Source organism: Streptomyces sp. NPDC058326, from assembly GCF_042879855.1.
Lineage (GTDB): Bacteria > Actinomycetota > Actinomycetes > Streptomycetales > Streptomycetaceae > Streptomyces.
This window is the reverse complement of the sequence record NZ_JBHVZO010000010.1, coordinates 99,031-118,374: the sequence shown is the minus strand read 5'-3', so window position 1 is coordinate 118,374 and position 19,344 is coordinate 99,031. Positions and strand designations below refer to the sequence as shown.

17 protein-coding genes are annotated in these 19,344 nt (G+C 72.6%); 9 read left to right on the top strand and 8 right to left on the bottom strand.

The features are described 5' to 3' along the window. Position 1: 1 nt before the first annotated feature. From cysD to ACFVYX_RS19905, 4 genes are read right to left on the bottom strand one after another with little or no spacing between them, the layout of a single operon-like run. Positions 2–889 carry a sulfate adenylyltransferase subunit CysD gene (gene cysD / locus ACFVYX_RS19920; protein ID WP_389682703.1) on the bottom strand — a complete coding sequence of 296 codons (888 nt, stop codon included), beginning with the start codon at positions 887–889 and terminating at the stop codon, positions 2–4. Next, positions 886–1,461: an adenylyl-sulfate kinase gene (locus ACFVYX_RS19915; protein WP_389682702.1), complete on the bottom strand. Its 576-nt coding sequence runs from the start codon at positions 1,459–1,461 to the stop codon at positions 886–888. The genes cysD and ACFVYX_RS19915 overlap by 4 nt, the downstream gene beginning before the upstream one ends. After that, positions 1,458–3,119, bottom strand: coding sequence for an FAD-dependent monooxygenase (locus ACFVYX_RS19910; RefSeq protein WP_389682701.1), 1,662 nt, complete (start codon positions 3,117–3,119; stop codon positions 1,458–1,460). Before ACFVYX_RS19910 ends, ACFVYX_RS19915 begins: the two co-directional genes overlap by 4 nt. 16 nt (positions 3,120–3,135) lie before the next feature. Beyond that, the gene (locus ACFVYX_RS19905; RefSeq protein ID WP_389682700.1) at positions 3,136–4,776 is read right to left on the bottom strand and encodes a carbamoyltransferase; all 1,641 of its coding nucleotides are present in this window, start codon (positions 4,774–4,776) and stop codon (positions 3,136–3,138) included. A gap of 618 nt (positions 4,777–5,394) precedes the next feature. On the opposite strand from ACFVYX_RS19905, the gene ACFVYX_RS19900 reads away from it, so the two are divergent. The 9 genes from ACFVYX_RS19900 to ACFVYX_RS19860 all read left to right on the top strand — a co-directional run bounded on the left by ACFVYX_RS19900 (position 5,395) and on the right by ACFVYX_RS19860 (position 14,319). Then, on the top strand, positions 5,395–6,735 hold the full coding sequence (locus tag ACFVYX_RS19900) for an alkaline phosphatase family protein (RefSeq protein WP_389682699.1): 1,341 nt from the start codon (positions 5,395–5,397) through the stop codon (positions 6,733–6,735). Between the two features lie 64 nt (positions 6,736–6,799). After that, positions 6,800–7,147, top strand: a complete 348-nt coding sequence (locus ACFVYX_RS19895; protein ID WP_389682698.1) for a hypothetical protein — start codon at positions 6,800–6,802, stop codon at positions 7,145–7,147. Continuing rightward, complete coding sequence (locus ACFVYX_RS19890) at positions 7,144–8,586, top strand: hypothetical protein (RefSeq protein ID WP_389682697.1); 1,443 nt, start codon at positions 7,144–7,146, stop codon at positions 8,584–8,586. Before ACFVYX_RS19895 ends, ACFVYX_RS19890 begins: the two co-directional genes overlap by 4 nt. After that, positions 8,583–9,791, top strand: a complete 1,209-nt coding sequence (locus ACFVYX_RS19885) for a cytochrome P450 (RefSeq protein WP_389682696.1) — start codon at positions 8,583–8,585, stop codon at positions 9,789–9,791. The genes ACFVYX_RS19890 and ACFVYX_RS19885 overlap by 4 nt, the downstream gene beginning before the upstream one ends. 32 nt (positions 9,792–9,823) lie before the next feature. Next, on the top strand, positions 9,824–10,519 hold the full coding sequence (locus tag ACFVYX_RS19880; protein ID WP_389682695.1) for a 4'-phosphopantetheinyl transferase family protein: 696 nt from the start codon (positions 9,824–9,826) through the stop codon (positions 10,517–10,519). Between the two features lie 42 nt (positions 10,520–10,561). Next, entirely contained in the window at positions 10,562–12,118 is a 1,557-nt protein-coding gene (locus ACFVYX_RS19875; RefSeq protein ID WP_389682694.1) for an aldehyde dehydrogenase family protein, read from the top strand. Then, complete coding sequence (locus ACFVYX_RS19870; protein WP_389682693.1) at positions 12,115–12,954, top strand: LLM class flavin-dependent oxidoreductase; 840 nt, start codon at positions 12,115–12,117, stop codon at positions 12,952–12,954. The genes ACFVYX_RS19875 and ACFVYX_RS19870 overlap by 4 nt, the downstream gene beginning before the upstream one ends. A gap of 52 nt (positions 12,955–13,006) precedes the next feature. Beyond that, on the top strand, positions 13,007–13,771 hold the full coding sequence (locus tag ACFVYX_RS19865; protein WP_389682692.1) for a phytanoyl-CoA dioxygenase family protein: 765 nt from the start codon (positions 13,007–13,009) through the stop codon (positions 13,769–13,771). Further along, a complete protein-coding gene (locus ACFVYX_RS19860; RefSeq protein WP_389682691.1) occupies positions 13,768–14,319 on the top strand; it encodes a hypothetical protein in 552 nt (183 codons plus the stop codon). The genes ACFVYX_RS19865 and ACFVYX_RS19860 overlap by 4 nt, the downstream gene beginning before the upstream one ends. Before the next feature lie 66 nt (positions 14,320–14,385). On the opposite strand, the gene ACFVYX_RS19855 is transcribed toward ACFVYX_RS19860, so the two are convergent. From ACFVYX_RS19855 to ACFVYX_RS19840, 4 genes are read right to left on the bottom strand one after another with little or no spacing between them, the layout of a single operon-like run. After that, the gene (locus tag ACFVYX_RS19855; protein WP_389682690.1) at positions 14,386–15,474 is read right to left on the bottom strand and encodes a hypothetical protein; all 1,089 of its coding nucleotides are present in this window, start codon (positions 15,472–15,474) and stop codon (positions 14,386–14,388) included. Next, positions 15,468–17,309: a B12-binding domain-containing radical SAM protein gene (locus ACFVYX_RS19850; RefSeq protein WP_389682689.1), complete on the bottom strand. Its 1,842-nt coding sequence runs from the start codon at positions 17,307–17,309 to the stop codon at positions 15,468–15,470. Before ACFVYX_RS19850 ends, ACFVYX_RS19855 begins: the two co-directional genes overlap by 7 nt. Before the next feature lie 31 nt (positions 17,310–17,340). Continuing rightward, positions 17,341–17,619: an acyl carrier protein gene (locus tag ACFVYX_RS19845; RefSeq protein WP_389682688.1), complete on the bottom strand. Its 279-nt coding sequence runs from the start codon at positions 17,617–17,619 to the stop codon at positions 17,341–17,343. A 29-nt stretch (positions 17,620–17,648) separates the two neighbouring features. Next, positions 17,649–19,193: an alkaline phosphatase family protein gene (locus ACFVYX_RS19840; RefSeq protein WP_389682687.1), complete on the bottom strand. Its 1,545-nt coding sequence runs from the start codon at positions 19,191–19,193 to the stop codon at positions 17,649–17,651. Positions 19,194–19,344: the final 151 nt, after the last annotated feature.

The window sequence follows — 19,344 nt, the reverse complement described above, 5'->3', positions numbered from 1 at the left end:
GCTAGAAGTACCCCTCTCGCTTGCGGTCCTCCATGGCGGCCTCGGAGGCCATGTCGTCGGCGCGAGAGGCGCCGCGTTCGGTCAGCGGGGACGCCGCGATCTCCCGGACGACCTCCGTCACCGTGGTCGCCGCGGAGTCGACGGCCCCGGTGCAGGACATGTCGCCGACCGTGCGGTAGCGCACCCGCCGCTTCTCCGTGAGCTCGCCCTCCCCGGGCCCGCCCCAGTCCCCGGCACTGAACCACATGCCATCGCGCCGGAAGACCTCCCGGTCGTGGGCGAAGTAGATCTCGGGCAGCTCGATCCGCTCGGAGCCGATGTACTGCCAGACGTCGAGCTCCGTCCAGTTCGACAGCGGAAACACCCTCAGGTGCTCACCCGCGGCGTGCCGGCCGTTGTACAGCTCCCACAGCTCGGGGCGCTGCCTGCGGGGATCCCAGCCGCCCCACTCGTCGCGCAGGCTGAACACCCGTTCCTTCGCGCGGGACTTCTCCTCGTCGCGCCGGGCGCCGCCGAACACGGCGTGGAAGCGGCCGGCCCTGATCGCGCGCAGCAGGCAGGGGCTCTGCAGCGCGTTTCGGCTGCCGTCCGGGCGCTCCATCAGCTCCCCGCTGTCGATGCGCTCCTGTACCGAGGCCACCTGGAGCCGCAGTCCGTGACGGGCCACCGTCCGGTCGCGGTAGGCGATGACCTCGGGGAAGTTGTGCCCGGTGTCCACGTGCAGCAGGGGGAACGGCAGCGGCGCGGGGGCGAAGGCCTTGAGGGCGAGATGGAGGACGACGGCGGAGTCCTTGCCGCCGGAGAAGAGCAGCACCGGCCGCTCGCACTCGCCGACCGCCTCCCGGATGATGTGGACGGCCTCCGACTCCAGTTCGGCCGTGTGGTTCACGCGAGCCCCCGTTCCTTGAGCAGACCGAGCAGCAGTGCGGCGGACTCCTCCGGCCGCTGCCGATGTGCCGGGATGGCCAGGTCGGGTGTGTGCGGCGGCTCGTAAGGGTCGTCTGCACCGGTCGGCCCGGTCGGCCCGGTCAGGTTTCCTGTGGCCTGGCCTCGCGTGTACGGCCCCTTCACCTCCCGCTCGGTGCACACCTCGGCCGGAGTGGTGACGTGGACCTCGAGGAAGGGAGTGCCGGATCGCTCATGGCGCCGCCGGACGGCCGTCCCGGCGTCGGCCTGGGGAGCGATCACCGGGACGAGGGCGAGGATGCCGTTGCGGGCCAGGGTCTCCGCGACCAGGCCGATGCGCCGGACGCCGGCGATGCGGTCCTCCCGGCCGGACCCGAGATCCGCGGTGAGCGGAGCCCTGTTCTCACCGCCGCCCAGGACCTCCACTCTGCGACGCTCGGGTACCAGCCGCCGCACCAGCTCCTCGGCGATGGCCGACGTGCCGGAGCTCGGCAGGCCGGTGAGCCACACGGTCGCACCCGGCCAACAGGTGCAGTAAGCGGTCGGGTGCCTCATCGGCCACTCCATGAGGTCAGGGGATGGGTGTCGGTGCGTACGGCGACCGGACGCAGGACCCTCCGCAGGGCCGTGGTCAGCAAGTGGTGCCGGCGGGCACCGGCCGGGGGCTCGGCGGCAGTGCAGCGCCAGGCCACGAACCCGTCCGGCCGCACCAGCAGGGCGCCGCCCGGGCCGGTGCCGCAGACCTGGTCGAGTGGATCCGGGGGGCGCAGGACCCGGGCGGTGACCGGGACCGCCAGCTCTCTGGCGACCTCGGCTGCCGTCCGGGACCAGCTCTCGTCGCCGCCGAGCAGCAGGAACCGCGGGCCGAAGGCGTCGGGTGCGCACAGGTCGAGGACGGAACCCTGTCCGGGACCGCCGTCCCGCCCGGGAGAGAGCGGGAGGTGCGGCAGCCGGGTGCCGGGCTCGCCGGACAGCTCGAAGGCGTGGGGAAGGGGGCCGCCCCGGCCGGCGCCGCCGATGACCGCGGTCGAGCGGTAGCGGTAGCCCATGATGACGGTACGCGGATCGCGCGCCTCGGCGCCGATCCGCTCCCCCGGGACGCCGTCGAGAAGCAGGGCCTGCTCGGCCGTCGCGATGCCCACGGGGCGGCGTTCGGCGTCGTAGCTGTCGAGCAGCTCGGCACCGGCCCAGCCGCGCAGGACCGCCGCGATCTTCCAGGCCAGGTTGTGAGCGTCCTGGATGCCCGCGTTGGAGCCGTAGCCGCCGGCGGGCGGATGCAGGTGGGCGGCGTCACCGGCGAGGAACACGGGCCCCGCGCGATAGCGCTCCGCGATCCGGTGCCGGGCCTGCCAGTGGAAGGTCGCCGTCAGCTCCACCGGGATGTCCCCGGTCCCGAGCGCCGCCCGCACCAGCTCCAGGCAGCGCACGGGATCGGGCTCCCCGCCGGGGCCGCCGACGGCGTCGCTCTCCACGGCCGCCGCCCACCAGTGGGCCGCGTCGAGCTGCATGACCGCACCGGAGAACCCCGGGTTCTCGATCATGCTCATGAAGAACCGGCGACCTTCGACGAGCGGGGTGAGGTCGGCTCGGAACAGGATGCTGGTGCGGCGGGCGATGGTGCCCAGGCCGGCGCGGGCGATGCCGACGGTCTCGGGTATCCACCCGTGCGCGCCGTCCGCCGCGATCAGATACCGCGCGGTCACGGTCGTCGGACGGCCGTCCGCGCGACGGACCCGCGCGATCACACCGTCATCGGACACCGAAAGCCCGGTCAGCTCCTCCCCGAACCGGACGTCCGCCCCCGCTCGCACCGCGGCCTCGCGGAGCAGCGGCTCCGTGCGGTGCTGGCCGCACCAGAACGGCGGGCACGGCCCGGGTACGGCGAGTTCCTCCTCCCCGGTCTCCAGCACCTCCGCGGCGTCGAGATCGGAAAGGGAGCGGACCCCGACGACGGTTCGGGGCAGCACCCGGTCCGGCTCGGTGAACCCGCGCGGGTCGTCGCCGGCGACGACCTCGAAGCCTTCCGCCGCCACCGCCTCCTGGAGCCCGGCCTCGCGCAGCAGCTCCATGGTCCGCCTGCTGAGGTGGGTGGCGCGCGGAAGGGTGGAGGTGTGGGGGCGGCGCTCCACGAGCCGTACCGGGACCCCGGCACGGGCCAGGAAGAGCGCGGCCGCCAGTCCGGTGGGCCCGCCCCCGACGACCAGTACCGTCATGAAAGGGCCCCTCCCCTCAAGCCTTGCTCACCAGCTGGTCGCCGACGACGAGATGATCCAGGTTCATGGTCGCGAAGGCCTCGACGGCCTCCTCCGGGGTCTCCACGATGGGCTGGCCGGCGACGTTGAAGGAGGTGTTGAGCAGCACCGGGCAGCCGGTCAGCCGCTCGAACTCGCCCAGCAGCCGGTGCACCGCAGGGTTCTGGCTCTCCTCCAGCGTCTGGTGCCGGGCCGTACCGTCCACGTGGGCCGCCGCCGGGATGACATCGGGGCGGGTGACCCTCGTGACGATCAGCATGTACGGCGAGGGCTGCCCGAGGTCGAAGAACTCGTCGCTGCGCTCGGCGCGGATGACCGGTGCGTACGGCCGGAACCACTCACGGAACTTGACGTTCTCGTTGAGATGGTCCCGTACGGAGGCGGGGAACGGGGCGGCGAAGATGCTGCGGTGCCCGAGCGCCCGCGGACCGAACTCGCTGCGTCCGTCCCACCAGCCCACGATCCGGCCCTCGGCCAGCAGCGCGGCGACCTCCCCCGGCAGGTCCTCCGGGGTGCGGGCGGGCAGCCCCGAGGCGGCGACGGCCGCACGGGCCCGCGAGCGCGGGTACTCGGGTCCCAGATAGGCGTTCTCCAGGGCGGGCAGCGACGCCATCGGCACGCCCTCCAGCTCGTGCAGCCCGTAGTAGGCGCAGCCGAGACCGATGCCGTTGTCCCCGGCGGCGGGCACCACGAAGAGCCGCTCGAACGGGGTCTCCTTGAGGATCCGGCCGTTGGCGACGCTGTTGAGACCGACACCGCCCGCGATGCAGAGATCGGTCAGTCCCGTCCGCTCGTGCAGTGCCCGGGCGCAGTGCACGAGGGCGCGCTCCAGCACCTCCTGGGCGGCGCGCGCGATGGCTGCCTTGACCTCGAAGCCGGCGCCCTGCGCCAGCCGCCCCAGCAGGTGCGAGACCTTGCTCGCGGAGATGCTGACGCCGCCCCCGGGCAGCAGGGTGACCAGCTCTGCCAGGTCGTCCACGAACCGTTCGTCGCCGTAGGGCGCGAGGCCCATGGTCTTGCCGTCCTCGCTGACCGGGAAGCGGGTCTTCGGCCCGGTGTAGGCCAGTCCGATGGCGAGGCTCGCGCTGCGGTACAGGTGTCCGAGCGAGTTGTCGGTCTCGCCGGGCTGGTAGTAGGCGCTCTCCGAGCCCGCGTCGACCACGTGCGTGCCGCTGATCCGGTCGAGCAGCCGGATGCCCTGTCCGTCCGCGACGAAGGAACTGATGGTCTCCGCCTCCCGGGCGGCGGACCCCGACTTGGCGCCGACGGTGAGACTGCCGGAGTTGTCGCACACCAGCACCGCGGCCCGGGACATGCCGGAGGCGCCGAACGCGCTGTAGGCGTGGGCCAGATGATGGTTGATCACCGTCACCCGCCGCCGGAAGGAGTGGTAGAAGGTCCGGGGCACCAGGTCGCACGCGACCACGTGCTCCACCTCGGCCGCGGTGGAGCCAAGCTGCGCCAGGCACGCCTGCCGGCTGACACCCGCCAGCAGATCCGCGCCCAGGCCGTACTTGCTGCGCATGAGGCGTTCCTCGTCCACCGCGACCAGCCGGCTGCCGTCGGTGGCACAGGCGGACCAGTCGTGCCCTGATCCACCCAGGCCTAACACAGTCATTTCGTGTCCTTTCCGGTGTGAGGGACATCGATCGGGACGTGCGACGGTCGGCCCGGGCCGGGAAGCGGCCATGGACGGCCGGACGGTGGTCGAAACGGTTCGCCTCGCGCCGAAGGAAAGTCGGCATCACCGGTCCCCGGCGCGTGCGTCGGCCCGGTTGGGAGAACGCGGTGCGTGAGCGAGGGACGGACGGTCCGCGAACGGCCGCGAGGCAGCTCCGCGGGAACGGCGGCGCAGGGGAGACGGGGAAGCGGACGGACAGCCGCACTGTAGTCATCCGGCGGCGAGCACTGTCAAGGAGGCGTCCGCTCCGCCACCTGTAGTTGACTGAAACACCCATCACAGGAGGGCAGTTGAGGGCCATCCCGTGTCCGCACCACCCACTCGCTCCCCTGTGTCGGCGGTGGAAGGCGCTGGTGGAGGGCATTCCCTTTCGGCCATCGTCATCCATGGGGCATACGCCCTGTGGATCTGCCTGTAGCGTGCAGATCTGCGACATGGCATCCGGCCGGTGCGGCGATCCGCCCCCTTGGCCCGCCGGGTACCCGAACCATGGTCCGACACCGTTCCCACTGCGCAAGCGGCGATCCTCTGTACAGATGGACGAGGGAGTACCGGGTGACGAAGCAGCATCGAACGATAGTGATCATCACGGAGGGCGCGGCGCCCGCCCTGCTGGACCGCTGGTGCGAGGCGGGGATGCTCCCCGGCTTCGCCCGGCTGCGCCGCGAGGGGGCGCACGGCCCCCTCTCCGCCGAGGGCACCCCCTACGAGCCACCCGGTCTGCTCAGCGTGCTCACCGGCAGACGCGCCGCCGACCACGGCTTCTTCTCGTACTGGAGCTGCCACGACCCCGAGTACTCCCCGAGGGTCCTCGGCTCCCAGGACCGTCGCCATCCGCTGCTGTGGCATCACGAGGCGTTCACCGGGCTTCGGTTCGCCAGTATCGGGCTGTTCGGTACCCACCCGATCGAATCGATGGACGGCGCGCTGATCAGCTATCCGATGCACGCCACCCTGCACGCCTGCCACCCGCGGGACCTGCAGCGGCGACTGGCGAAGCAGGGCATCCGCCCCGTGCACGACGTCTCGATCTTCTGGACCGGCCAGCCACGCGGGCAACTGCTGCCACGGCTCCTTGAGGCCGATCGCCAGCGCGGCAGGGCCGCCCTCGCGCTGCTGCCCGAGTCCGACATCGTCATCGTCAACCTGACCAGCATCGACCGCACCTCGCACATCTACTGGCAGGAACTGGACCACGGCCCCGAACACGACGGCGACAGCGCGGTGTTCGCCGCGTACCGCACCTGCGACCAGGTGATCCAGGACGCTCTCGCGGTCGCGGACGACCACACCGACGTCCTGGCCTTCTCCGAGATCGGCTTCGGGCCGCTGCGCGCCTACTGCTCGATCAACGACCACCTGGCCGAGGCCGGCCTCCTCGCCACCGGCGCCGAAGGGCGCGTCGACTGGTCCGGCACCCGCGCGTTCGAGGCGGTCCAGGGCACCCACGGCATCAACATCAACGTCCGCGACCGGTACAAGAACGGCACGGTCGACCAGAGCGAGTACGAGCGGGTCCGCGACGAGGTCAGCGGCGTGCTGCTGGACACCGTCAACCCCCGCACCGGACGGCCGTACTTCGCCGCGGTGCGGACCCGCGAGGAGGTGTACCCCGGGGCGGCGACGGCGGGGGCGCCCGACCTGATCCTCGAACCGGCGGACTGGCGCTACCTCCCGCTGGGCGACCCCCGGTGGGCCGACCACGTCCACCGGACCTGGCAGAGCGGCTGGCACCGCAGAGAGTCCTACTGGGCCGGGCTCGGCCCCGGATTCGCCCCGGGGCACACCGACGGCACCGCCGCCGCCCCGGTCGACATCCCGGCCACCGTCGCCACGCTCCACGGCCGTGCCGTCCCGGCCGACTGGCCGGGCCGCCCGCTGGGCGCCGCCCGCTGACCCAGGGAGACCCTCCGCCACCCGGCCGACCGTCGTCCCGCCCACTTCCCCTGGAGGTCCCAGCATGTCCGACATACGACCACCCGAACGGCGCGAACGCCGCCGGACCGTGACCGAACCCCCGGCCGGAGTCGACCGGGAGGCGCTGGCCCGCGGAGCGGCGTACGTCGCGTGGGATCCGGGCTCGGCCGACACCCTCCCCCCGGTGCCCGCCGGCCGCGCCCCGGAAGAACTCCTGCGCGCCGCGCTCACCGAGGGGCTCCTCGGCGGGCCCTGGGAGCGCGACTTCCCCCGCTACGCCTGGTACCGCACCGGCGACGTCGTCCGGGAGTTCCGGCTCACGGACCAGGTCCCGGGCCGCTACACCGGCTACGTCCTGCACCCGAGCGAATGGCCGGAGGGACTCGCATGAGCACGCTGCCCGAGTTGTCGCTCGTCTGGAAATGGCAGGATCCCCCCACGGACGCCCGTGACGAGCGGACCGTGACCTGGGCCGACGTGGAGATGGGCATCGGTACCCTGACCCCGCTGACCACCGTGGAGGACCCGGCCACCGGCACCGTCCGGCCCTACACGACCGGCTCGCTGTACCCGCTCGCCGAGTGGATCGCCTTCAACTGGTGGTCCCTGACGGCCGACGCCCGCCCCGGCACCCAGATCTCCCAGCTGCGCTTCGCCTACAAGAACGGCGTCGGCGACCAGCGCGGCTCCTGGTGGCAGCGGTCACGACGGCACGTCATGCGGGCCGCCTGCGACGGATTCCGCTGGCCCGACGTGCTGTTCGTGCCCGAGGGGCGCCAGACCCGGATCGTGTGGATACCGGACGTCGGCCCCGACCCCCGGCCCGGCCCCCGCTACCTCGCGCGCGGCAACCTCGTCGTCGGCTCCGAGGCGCTCACCGAGACCTTGCGCGGCCTCGTCGACGCCGTCGTCGCCCGGCTGGCCGAGTGGGGCTTCAGGGAGACCCCGCTCCAGCGGGAGTGGACCGCGCTGCGCGGCACCGGCGAGGACGAGGCCGCCTTCTGCCGCGCCGCGGCCCGGCTCGGCCTGGACCCCTACACCGAGGCCGCGCCCTACGCCGACGACATCCGGCGGGTCGTACGAGAGCTGCCCGAGCTCCATGCCTTCGACTTCCTCAACGGCGTGCGCCCCGACCGCCTCGCCGACCAGCTCGGCTGGCTCGAACGCGCCCGTACGGTCGCGGGCACCGCACCGGCCGGTCGCCCGGCCGACCCCGCCATCGCCGAACTCCGCGAGCTCTGCGCCGACGTCCGCGAGAAGTTCTTCCACCCGAGCCGCCTCGACAACGCCTGGCACCTGGGCTACGAACTCGCCCGCCGGGTCCGCGCCTGGTCGGGAGTGGCGGACACCGAGCGGTTCGAGACGGACGCGCTGCTCACCCACGTCACCGAGCAGACGCCGTACGTCGATCGGGGGCTGGTGGCCTTCGGCCGCCGTGAGGGGGCCCGGGGTCCGGTGCTCGTCTCCAGCCGGCGCTTCACCGAGCGGCCCCGCCGTTTCCTCCAGGCCCGCGCCCTCTGCCACTTCATCTGCGACAACGATCCCGACTTCCTCATCGTGGCCGCGCACACCCACCGCCAGCACCTGGCCCGCGGCTTCGCCCTCGAACTCCTCGCGCCCGCCCGTGGGGTGGCCGAGCTGCTGGGCCGCCCGGACGGGCTCGTCACGGCCGAGGACGTCGAGCAGATCGCGGAGGACTACGGCGCCGGCACCATCGTGGTGGAACACCAGCTGGACAACCAGGTGCTGGCCCAGGACTTCCCCTTCGTGCCGGTGGAACCATCCGTGGTGCGCGCCACCCCCCGCTATCCGCTGCGGACGAGCCGGTGAGCCGCGCCACGGACGAGGTCTTCCCCTATCCCGCGGGCCCCGGCGGCACCGTGCCCCCGCAGTACGCGCGGCTGCTCACCCAGGAACCGGTCTCCCGGGTCCGGCTCGCCGACGGGACCGCCATCTGGCTCGTCACCCGGGACGCCGACGTCCGGACCGTCCTGACCGATCCCGTGTTCAGCAGGGCCGGGGCCGCGGCCCTGCCGGGCACCGGCTTCGGGCGGAGCCAGGGCACGGGGATCGTGGACCTCGACCCGCCCCGGCACACCGCCTTCCGCAACCCCGTGGCCGCGGCCTTCTCCGCCGAGCGAACGGCGCGCCGACGGCCCCGCGTCGAGGAGACCGCCCGGCGCCTCGCCGCGTCCCTCCGGGACGCCCCGGGCCCCGTCGACCTGGTGGCCGACTACACCGCTCCCTTCGCCGGCCGGGTCGTCTGCGAGCTGCTGGGCTTCGACGGCGACCGGTGGCCGGAGATCACCGGTGACGTGCAGACCCTGCTGCTGTCCGGCGGTGCCGAAGGACCGGAACAGGAGGCGAGCCGGACCCGCCTGGCGACGGCGTTCACCGGCCTCCTCGACGAGCGCCGGTCACGCGACGGCGACGATGTGGCGGGTGTGCTGCTCGGCCTGGACGAACCGGATGCCGAGGGCGGGAAACTGACCGACCAGGAGCGGATCGTCCTGCTCCACGGTCTGGTGATCTCCGGCTTCGTCGGGGTGCGCGACCTGCTCGCCCGCCACCTGTTCGCCGTGCTGGCCGACACCGGCGTCCGGGACCGGCTGGTGCGCAGGCCGGAGCTGATCCCCGGCGCCGTGGCCGAGCTGCTGAGGTTCTACCCGTCCAGCAACGACGGTCTCCTGCGGACGGTCACCGAGGACGTCGAACTCTCCGGGGTGCGCATCCCGGCCGGGGCCGCGGTGCTCCCCCTCGTCTCGGCCGCCTGCCGGGATCCGCGCGTCCTCGACCGGCCCGGCGAACTCGACATCGAACGGCCGAGGACGACCGCGCTCGCCTTCGGCGCCGGGCCCCATCGGTGCCCCGCCACCGACCTGGTCCTGGTCGAGCACGCGGCCGGCATCGGCGCCCTGCTCGCCGCCCATCCACACATCGAGCTGGCGGTCGAGCCGGGCGATGTGAAGCACACCTCCGAACTGCTCCCGCTCGGCGTGGCCACACTTCCGGTACGGCTCGGCACGGCCCCGTGACCGGGCACGCCGGCCCCCTGACGCTGTGGTGCGTGCCCACCGCCCGCACCCCGGACCGGGTGGTGCGCGCCGCGCGGCTGATGCTGCCCGCGGCCGAGCGCGAGCGCATGGCACAGCTCAGGTCGCCGGCGGACCAGGACGCGTTCGCCCTCAGCCAGGCCGTGCTGCGCCGGTGCCTGGGCGACCTCACCGGAGAGGCCCCACGGGCCCTCCGCTTCACCCGGCAGGAGAACGGGAAGCCCGAACTGGCCGGCGCCGCGCGCGGCTGGGGCCCGGCCTTCAACCTCTCGCACACGGAGGGCCTGGTCCTGCTCGCCGTGACCCGGGGCGAACCGGTCGGCGCCGATGTCGAACGGGTACGGCGGGTCCCCGCCGCGCGGATCGCAGCCCGGTACTTCCCCGCCGACGAGGCCCACGCCGTCGGGGCCCGCGCCGGACAGGAGGCCTGGGACCTCTTCTTCCGGCTGTGGGTGCGCAAGGAGGCCTGTGTCAAAGCCTGGGGCGGGCGGCTGCGGGAGGGCATGCGGACCCCCGTGCGCCTTGAGGACCCTAGCCCGGCGGCCGTACCCGGCCCGGACGGGCAGCTGTGGCGGGTATGGGAGCCGGCCGGCGTGCCCGCCCCCTACCGGGCTGCCGTCGCCCTGCCCCGGGGCGCCCGCCCCGGCGGACTGACCGTCCGGCGGATGAGCGTCACCGAACTGCTCGAAGGGCGTCCGGCCGTTCCCTGACCGCACCGGACGCGTGGACCGAACAGACGGAGGAGGAGGCAGATGGCAGAGGACTTCCCGAGGTACGTGGACGGCGCCCCGGCCCCGGCCCGGGACGGCGCGGTCTTCCGCACGTTCGAACCGGCCACGCGCCGGCACCTCGCCGATGTGCCACGGTGCGGCCCGGCGGACGTCGGGACGGCGGTGGCGGCGGCCCGCCGCGCCTTCGATCGCGGCCCCTGGCCCCGTATGACACCCGGCGAACGCGCCGTGGTGCTCCGCCGGATCGCCGACCGGATCGCCGCCGGGGCCGGCCGCCTCGCCGAACTGGAGGTCCGCGACAACGGCACCACCCTGCGCAAGGCCCTCGGCGCCGACGTCCCCGGAGCCCGCGCCGCGTTCGCCTGGAGCGCCTGGTGGGCCGAGCGGCTGCCGGAACGCCTCGGCCGTCCCGGCACCGCCGGAGACCCGGGGCCGCACTATCTGCGCTGGCACCCGCTGGGCGTGGTCGCCGCGATCGTGCCGTGGAACCTGCCGCTGCTGCTGGCGGCCTGGCGCATCGCCCCCGCCATCGCCGCGGGCAACACCTGCGTGGTCAAACCGGCGTCGTTCACCTCGGTCACGGCCCTGGAGCTGGTCCGGCTCATGCACGAGTGCGGTCTGCCGCCCGGTGTCGTCAACGTCGTCACCGGTCCCGGCGGCACCACGGGCGACAGTCTGGTGAGGGCCCCCGGCGTCGACCTCGTGGCGTTCACCGGTTCGGACGCCGTGGGGGAGAGCGTGCGCGACGGGGCCGCCGGGAGCGGGGTGAGCACCCGGCTGGACCTCGGCGGCAAATCGCCCAACGTGGTCCTCGCCGATGCCGACCTCGACCGGGCGGCCGCCGGTGTGAGCTGGGGCGTCTTCCTCCACAACGGCCAGGTGTGCATGGCCGGTTCGCGGGCCGTGGTGCACACCGACGTGTACGACGAGTTCGTCGACCGGGTACGGGACCGGGCCGGCGCCCTGCGCCTCGGCGACCCGCTGGATCCGGACACGGACCTCGGCCCGCTGGTCTCCCGCAACCAGGCCCGCACCGCCGGGCACTTCACCGGGCGAGGGCTGGCCGAGGGCGCGCGGCTGGTGTGCGGCGGCCGGATGCCCGAGCCGGGGGAGCTGGCCGAAGGACTGGACCCGGGTGCCTACTTCCTGCCGACCGTGCTCGCGGACGTGTCGCCCGGGGACACCGTGGCTCAGGAGGAGATCTTCGGCCCCGTGCTGTCCGTGCTGCGGGCGCGGGACGACGCCGACGCCGTCCGCATCGCCAACGCCACCCGGTACGGGCTGAGCGCCGGCGTCTGGTCGGCGGACGCCGGGCACGCCCGTACGGTCGCCGACGCCCTGAGGGCCGAACGGGTGTGGGTGAACGACTACCGGCTGGTCGACGTCGATCTGCCGCCCGACGAGGGAGTCCCGGCCGAAACAGCCTGGGACCGGGTGACCAACGAGCTCGACGGCTACCGCCGCCGCCAGGTCGTCGTCGACAGCACCGACGGACCCCCCGGCCTCGCCCCGACCCCTTACCACCTGCTCGGTTCCGAACGGCCGCAGGCCGCTTCCCTCCCGCGGAGCACGCCATGAAGATCGGCATCGCGTTGCCCAACACCGTCCCCGGCGCCTCCGGCGCACTCCAGATCCGCTGGGCGGTCCGGGCCGAGGAGTGCGGCTTCTCGTCCGTCGCCGCGACCCACCGGCTCTGCTACCCCGGCCACGAACCGCTCGCCGTGCTGGCCGCCGCGGCCGGGGCAACCTCGCGCATCGCACTGTCCACCAACATCCTCGTCGCTCCCCTGACCACCGTGCCGGTGCTCGTCAAGGAGGCCGCCACCGTCGCCTCCCTGTCGCGGGGCCGGCTCACGCTCGGCCTCGGGCCCGGGGTGCGCGCCGACGACTTCGAGGCAGCCGGACGGGACTTCGCGGGACGGGCTGCCGTGTTCGACTCCCAGCTCGCCGAACTCGCGCGGCTCCGTACGAAGGGCGACACCGGCGAACTGCCGGCCCCGGTCCCGGCGTTGCTCGTCGGGGGGTTGAGCCGGGCCGCCGTGCGCCGGGCCGTGCGGTGGGCCGACGGATGGACCGCGCCCGGACTTGAGCCCGAGCGGGTGGCGCCCTGGGCCGAGGAGGTCCGCGCCGCCTGGGGCCGCGCGGGCCGGGCGGGACGGCCCCGCCTCGTCGCGCTCTCCAGGTTCTGGCTCGGCGAGGACGTGGCCGAGGAGGCCGCCGCATTCGTCCGCCGCTACTTCGGGGTGCTCGGGGAAGAAGCCGAATCCTTCGTCGCGAAGACCCCGCGCACACCCGAGGACGTGAGGGAACAGGTGGACCGGCTGTCCGCCGCGGGATTCGACGAGGTGATCTTCCATCCGACCGCGGCACGGCTGACGCAGGTGGACCGGCTCGCCGAGGTCCTGCTGTCCTGAATTCGACCGGAGCGTCTTCCCTGAGTTCCGCACCGCTGATAAATTCCTGCTTATGTCTGCCAATCTGACGAGCAATAGGCTCAAAGCTGCGGAAGACCTTCAGGAATACGGCTACTGCCTCCTCGAATGCCCGGTTTCCGAGACCGAGTTCAGAAAACTCAGGAAACGCCTCGTCGATGTGGCGAGGCAGGAACGGGAAGACGGCGGAGCCTTTCTCTACGACGGCGGAAACCAAAGGGTTTTCAGCCTGCTCAACAAGGGCGAGGAATTCGAGCGAAGTGTGCGGGACCCCGTGGTCCTGGAGCTGATGGAGGAGGTGCTCGGCTTCAACTTCCTGCTGTCAAGCACCCACGCGAACATCGCCGGTCCCGGCGGGGCTTCCATGAACATCCACGCGGACCAGACTTTCGCCCGGCCTCCATGGCCGCCGTACGCGCTCGTCGCCAACAGTATGTGGATGCTGGACGACTTCACGGAGGACAACGGAGCCACGCGGCTGGTCCCGGGTAGCCATCTGCTCGGCCGGCAGCCGGACTACGACCGCGGCGAGGGGGACGTGGAGACGATCGCGGCCCGCGCCCCGGCGGGCAGCGTCATGATCTTCGACGGGCGGCTGTGGCACCAGACCGGCGCGAACGTCACCGACCGGCCCCGGCACGGCATCCTGAACTACTACTGCCGCGGCTACGTGCGGCAGCAGCAGAACTTCTTCGCCGGGCTGAAGCCGGAGGTCGTCGAGCGCAGCGACGCGCGGATGCGGCGGCTGCTGGGCTTCGAGAACTACTTCGCCCTCGGACTCGCGGACGGTCTGGAGTGAGCACGGAGGCCATGGACGCCGGCCGGTTCCTCCGGGCACCGGGCCCGGATCCGGTGCTGCGGCTGGTGGTGCTGGAACGGGGCGACGCCCTCGCGTCCCTGCTGCGGCCGGTGCTGATGCCGGAGGCCGTGGTGCTGCCCGCCGGCCCGGGAGAACCCCTCCCGCCCGCCTCCGGGACGGCCGGGAGCCTGCCCTGGGCGCTGCTCGCCGTGGCGGCCGGCGGCCCGGAGGACGAGACCCTGCCCGCTGCCGTGGTCCACGCGGTGCGGGCGGCGCAGGCGGCCGGGACCCCACCGGCCCGGGTGCTGTTCGGCCCGGGGCGGGCGCGCCTCGCCGGAGACGCGGAGCCGGGGTCCGGAGCTCCTCTGCCGTGCCCGGTCACGCTCCTCGCGGCCGAGCCGGACGCACGGACCGTGGAGGTCTGGCAGCGGCTCTCGCCGGACGGCTTCACCGTACGTCTGATCGGCCCGGACGCCTGGGCCCAGGACCGGGACCTGCCGGTCACGGCCCGGCTCATCAAGGAGGAACTGCGCATCTGGCCGGCGTGACGGACTCCGGCGCCCTCGCGGGCGCCGGAGACGGAGGGGCGCTGCCCGGGCCGGGCCGTGGGGCCGTCAGGCCGTCAGGATCCCGTACAGCTCCTGCGGGCTGCACGTGCGGAGGTCCAGGTCGGGCGGGAGGTCCAGGCCCAGTTCCTCCTCCAGGAGGATGGCCAGTTCGATCATGCGTACGGACTCCACGGAGACCTGCGTGCCCAGGGGAAGATCCGGGGCGAGGTCCGTGCTCTCCAGCCCGAGCCCCGTCACGACGGCGGTCACGAACTCGGTCATGGTCGGCAGGCCGGGCGATTCGTCGGTCACGGCCGGACTCTCCTCTCGCTCGTGGGCCGGCAGCAGGACGTCCCCGGTGCGGCCGGGGGCGCGCAGCGGGACGTCCTGCACGTAGGAGAGGCCGAGGCGCAGAGCGGTCTCGGCCTTGGTCAGCTCGCCGCCGAGGTATCCGGCGTGGGAGGGGTCGGTGATCACCCCGGCCCGCAGGAGCCCCAGCAGCATGGACTCCGCCCGGACACCGGTCATCTCGTGCCGGGGCGTCAGGGCGTCGTCGTAGTGGCGCAGGACGATCCGCCGGGCCCGCCGGTCCAGGCTGATGACCACGAACCCTTCCAGGACCTGGCTCAGTCCGACGCGCCTGCCCCCCGCCCGTATCCGGCGGAAGCCCGGTACCGGGCCGGGCGCGCCGTCCGCGGCGGCCCCGCCGCCGGGGACCGGTGGCCGTGCGGCGCGGACGCGTCCCCTGAGCTGCCGAACGATCTCGCCGAGCGCCAGCGGATCGCCCTCCCCGCGGGCGTCCACGACCTCCACCCGGGCCCGCAGCCGTTCGACCTCGTGCAGCGGGACGGAACGGAGCAGTGGCAGATGGCCCGCGGCTCCGACGATCCTCCGCAGTTCGGGGTCGACCCCGTTCCGGAAGAGGGCGATCAGGCTCTGTCCGGCGAGGAAGCGCGGCGAGTCCCGGCCGCAGACGACCAGCCCCCGGATCGAGGGCCGGCGCGCGAGCGTGCGCACCAGCTCCTCGATGCCGAGGTTGGCCGTCATCAGCGTGCCCGCCAGCGCCACACCGGGAAGCCGGGAGAGGGGTTCCACCAGTTCCCGACTGCTCAGGCTGCAGACCGCGACCTCGCCCCCTCCCGGCCCGTTCACCATGTGGCGCCCGTGCCTTCGCCGGTGTACGTGCGCGGCAGGCCGCCCGGACGGACGGGCGGCAGCGTGGAGCTGATCTCGGACACCCGGGCCCCGAGACGGGTGAGCCGCTTGCCCACCCGCAGCTGCTCCGAGCGCAGTTGGCCCAGACGGTCGCGGAAGTACCGCTCGACCTCCACGACCTGGCGTTCCTGCTCGCCCGAGTCCAGCGAGTCGTTCAGCACCGCGTCGAGGTTCGCCATGAAGAAGGCGTAGTTGAACTGCCCCATCTCCTGGCGGACGGCGTGCACGTACTCCTTGAACGCCTCCATCACCTCGTCCACCCCGGGCAGTTCGCGGAAGCGGCGCTGCAGCCGGGAGATGAAGGTCTGCATGACCACGTTGTACGTCTCGAACTCGAAGACCGCGGACTGCTCCGTGATGACCCCGCGCCGGTGGTAGTCCTCGTTGTTGTAGAGCCGCGCGAAGTGCTTGGCCAGCAGTCCGACCTTCTCGTCCGCGAAGGAGTAGCCGTACGGGTCGAGATTGTCGCGGTAGCTGCGGTCGAGCAGGCCGTCGGAGTCCAGGCGGCTCACGATCGCCGTCCCCGGGTAGATCTCCAGCCGCTCGGTCATCCGGCGCAGGTTGTGCCCGGCGTTGTCCCGGAGGAACCGGGCGTTGGCCGTCAGGGAGTCCACGGTGGTGTACGGATGGAACGGGATGAAGCCCATCGCCAGATAGATGCCGTGCTCGCGCAGCATACGGATGATGGTGACGTTGTCCTCGACCGTGGCGCGCTTCTCCCACAGCAGGAGTTCCTCGGCCGTGCCGGCCTCGATGCCGACGTTCACCTTCTCCAGGCCGGAGGCGGTGAGCAGGTCGAGCAGCGCGTGGTCCTCCGGGGTGTCGTGCCAGTTCTCGGCCCGCATGCAGACGTTGTAGTAGATGTCCAGGCCCCGGTCGAGAATGCCCTGGGCGATGGCGGCGACGCGCTTCTTGCCGACCCGGCCGCCGTCGGGGTCCTCGAAGGTGGAGTCCACGAAGTCGAAGGTGCGGAAGTTGTGCCGCTCGACGATCTGCGCGACCTCCTCGACGATCTGCTCCGGCCCGCGCCCGCGCCAGGCCTTGCCGGCCTGCACCCGGTTCTTCAGGTGGGGTGCCGAGCAGAAGGCGCAGTTGGCGACGCAGCCACGACTGGTGCTGACCCGTATGTACTCCAGTTTGTCGCCGTGCTGGCTGAGCTGGTCCCGGGCGGGGAACGGCAGTACTTCCAGGTCGTGGATGAGGGGCCGGGCGGGATTCTGGCGGATGCCGCCCTCCTCGTCCCGGTAGCAGATGCCGGGGCAGTCGGTCAGCGGCTCCTTCAGGTAGAGGCGCTGGGCGAGGTCGAGGACGGTGGGTTCGCCCTCGCCGACGGCGACGATGTCCGCGTACGGGTTGTTGCGCAGCACGTCCTGCCCGGCGAACGTCCCGGCCGGGCCGCCGCAGGCGATCGGGGTGTCCGGCAGGGCCTCGCGCAGCTGGCGGCAGAGATTGACGCAACTGGTCACGTTGAGGCTCATCAGCGTGAAGCAGACCAGATCCGGCTGGTACTCCCGCAGATGGGCGACCACCGCCGCGTGGTGCTCGTCGCCGTGCTCCACCTCCCGGATCTCGGCGGAGAAGCCGACGTGCCGCAGGGCGCTGACCATGTAGGCGACGCCCAGGTGCTCCGGCGACATCACGAGGTCGCCGTCGAGCAGGATGAGGAAGCTGACCTTGAACGAGGCCGGATCGGTGATGCGGGGGTCCAGGGAGAGTACGAACTCTCCCGGTTTCCGGCGGGTGCCGCGCGTTTCGAGGGTGACGTCCTGAATCATCGGCTCTCCAAGAAGGCGGGGGTCCGGGCGGTCAGGCCCGCTCGCCGGCGGGCTCGTCCTTCGGGATCCGGCTGTCGACGTACTCGGCGAGCAGGTCGAGGTCGTCGATCAGCTTGATCGAGAGGTCCTCGTCGGCGATCTCCACGCCGAACTCGCTCTCGACCCAGATCAGGAATTCGATGGTGTTGATCGAATCCAGCCCCAGTGTCTGCACGAGCCCCTTGTCCGGAACCTCGGACGGCCCGATGGACAGTTCGAGCGAGTCGACGAGCACCTTGCGCAGCCGGACCTTCGTCTCCTCTGGCGCCATGTCGGGGATCCCTTCGTGTCGGTGATCGGTCACAGGTAGCCCATCTCCCGCAGCCGGCTGCTGGTGTAGTCGTCCTCGCCGGGGCCCTCGGCCGCCTCCGCCGGGCCGGACGCGGCCGCGACGGCTTCCGGCAGGACCAGGCGCCGGTCCGGTCCGGGGACGGGTACGTCCTCGGTGAACACCTCGACGCGCGGCCGGCCGTCGACGTCCTCCGGCCAGGCGGCCCCGAGGTCCGCGAGCAGCGTGGGCATCGCGTCGGTCAGCGGGATGGTGCCGGGCAGCCGGCCCGGCCGGACGCGTGGCGAGCGCTGGGCCCAGATGCCCTCGTTCCGGTGGAGTCCGGTCTGGGCGCTGGGAGTCCACAGCGTGCCGGTCAGGGAGGTGACCGGAAGCACGGACTCGTCCGCCGGGACCAGCAGCAGGTCGGGGGCGCGCTCGACGTTGCCTCCCGGGTACGCCTCCTGCCGGGGCAGGACCGCCCGGAACACCGGGTCCCCGGTGGGGCCCTTCATCCCGCCGAGCAGGTCGGTCACCTCCGCCGCGACCCGGTCCCGGTCCCGCGGGGCGACCGTGCCCCGGGTCTGCCGGGCCTTCATGTTGAGGTTGAGGCCGTAGGAGCCGGGGACCGGCATGTAGACGGCGGTCCGGGCGAAGTCCACCCGGCGCCCGCCGTCCGCGAACCAGCTCGCGGCGGAGTCGGCGGGCCCGTCACCGGGCTCGGTGGCGAGCAGCCCCGCCTCTTCCAGGGCCTGGTGCACGGAGAACGCGTACCGGCCGCGGCCCAGGCCGTGGTCGGAGACGAGCGTCACCACGGTGTCCTCGTCCACCAGGGCGAGCAGCTCGCCCACGGCGGTGTCCAGTGCCTGGTAGACCCGGGTGAGGGCCCGCTCCCAGCCGCTTTCCGCGGGTGCGCCCTCGTGCCGGGGGTGCGCCGTGTCCTCGTAGTGCCAGTAGTGGTGTCCGACCCGGTCGGCCTCGGTGAGGACGACCATGACGACGTCCGTGGGCCGGGTGGTCATCAGATGCCGGACGGACCGGATCCGGGCCTCGACATTGCGCTCGGCCTCGTCCAGATAGCCCATGTCGCCATGGAACATGGTGGCGAGGTCGGACTGGAAGTGCGCTCTGGCCGTGGCGAGTTCACGCAGCAGGGAATCGGGGCGGCAGTGCCGCAGGGTGCGCTCCAGCGGCCAGGTGATCTGGTAGCCGGGCAGGTCCGCCGGCGGGTGGGACATCGGTATGTTGACCAGCCCGAGGGTGTAGGACTGCGCGGCCAGCCAGTCCCAGGCCGAGGACCGCCCCAGGTCGGCCGCCTGGGTGATCCGGGCGCCGTATCCGGGGTCCTGGGTGTCGTAGAACTGGTAGATGCCGTGGTTACCGGGGTCCGCCGCACTGACGAAGGTGGACCAGCCGGGAGCGGTGTGAGCCGGCCAGGTGCAGGTGGTCCTGCTGCTGGCCGAAGCGGTCAGAAGGCTTCCGATGTGGGGGAGCAGCCCGCGCTCCACCAAGGGGTCGATGAGATCGAACGTCCCCCCGTCGATACCGATGACGAGGGCGAGCGGCGAGGGTGGCACGTCATTGCCTCCAGCTATGGCGCTGGTGAATGGACTTGACCGTAACACTGAAGCAATCCGTCATTATGTGAAAGGCCTTGCCCTGGGAACGTTGACCGAAAATCGAGGAACGGGCAGCCGTGCGCGCCGATCCATCCGTACGGGGTCATGG

Coding starts and splice junctions, on each gene's coding strand:
- ACFVYX_RS19850 (WP_389682689.1), bottom strand. CDS start 17,309: ATGATTCAGGACGTCACCCTCGAAACGCGCGGCACCCGCCGGAAACCG.
- ACFVYX_RS19855 (WP_389682690.1), bottom strand. CDS start 15,474: ATGGTGAACGGGCCGGGAGGGGGCGAGGTCGCGGTCTGCAGCCTGAGC.
- ACFVYX_RS19910 (WP_389682701.1), bottom strand. CDS start 3,119: ATGACGGTACTGGTCGTCGGGGGCGGGCCCACCGGACTGGCGGCCGCG.
- ACFVYX_RS19890 (WP_389682697.1), top strand. CDS start 7,144: ATGAGCACGCTGCCCGAGTTGTCGCTCGTCTGGAAATGGCAGGATCCC.
- ACFVYX_RS19895 (WP_389682698.1), top strand. CDS start 6,800: ATGTCCGACATACGACCACCCGAACGGCGCGAACGCCGCCGGACCGTG.
- ACFVYX_RS19915 (WP_389682702.1), bottom strand. CDS start 1,461: ATGAGGCACCCGACCGCTTACTGCACCTGTTGGCCGGGTGCGACCGTG.
- ACFVYX_RS19845 (WP_389682688.1), bottom strand. CDS start 17,619: ATGGCGCCAGAGGAGACGAAGGTCCGGCTGCGCAAGGTGCTCGTCGAC.
- ACFVYX_RS19870 (WP_389682693.1), top strand. CDS start 12,115: ATGAAGATCGGCATCGCGTTGCCCAACACCGTCCCCGGCGCCTCCGGC.
- ACFVYX_RS19905 (WP_389682700.1), bottom strand. CDS start 4,776: ATGACTGTGTTAGGCCTGGGTGGATCAGGGCACGACTGGTCCGCCTGT.
- ACFVYX_RS19865 (WP_389682692.1), top strand. CDS start 13,007: ATGTCTGCCAATCTGACGAGCAATAGGCTCAAAGCTGCGGAAGACCTT.
- ACFVYX_RS19875 (WP_389682694.1), top strand. CDS start 10,562: ATGGCAGAGGACTTCCCGAGGTACGTGGACGGCGCCCCGGCCCCGGCC.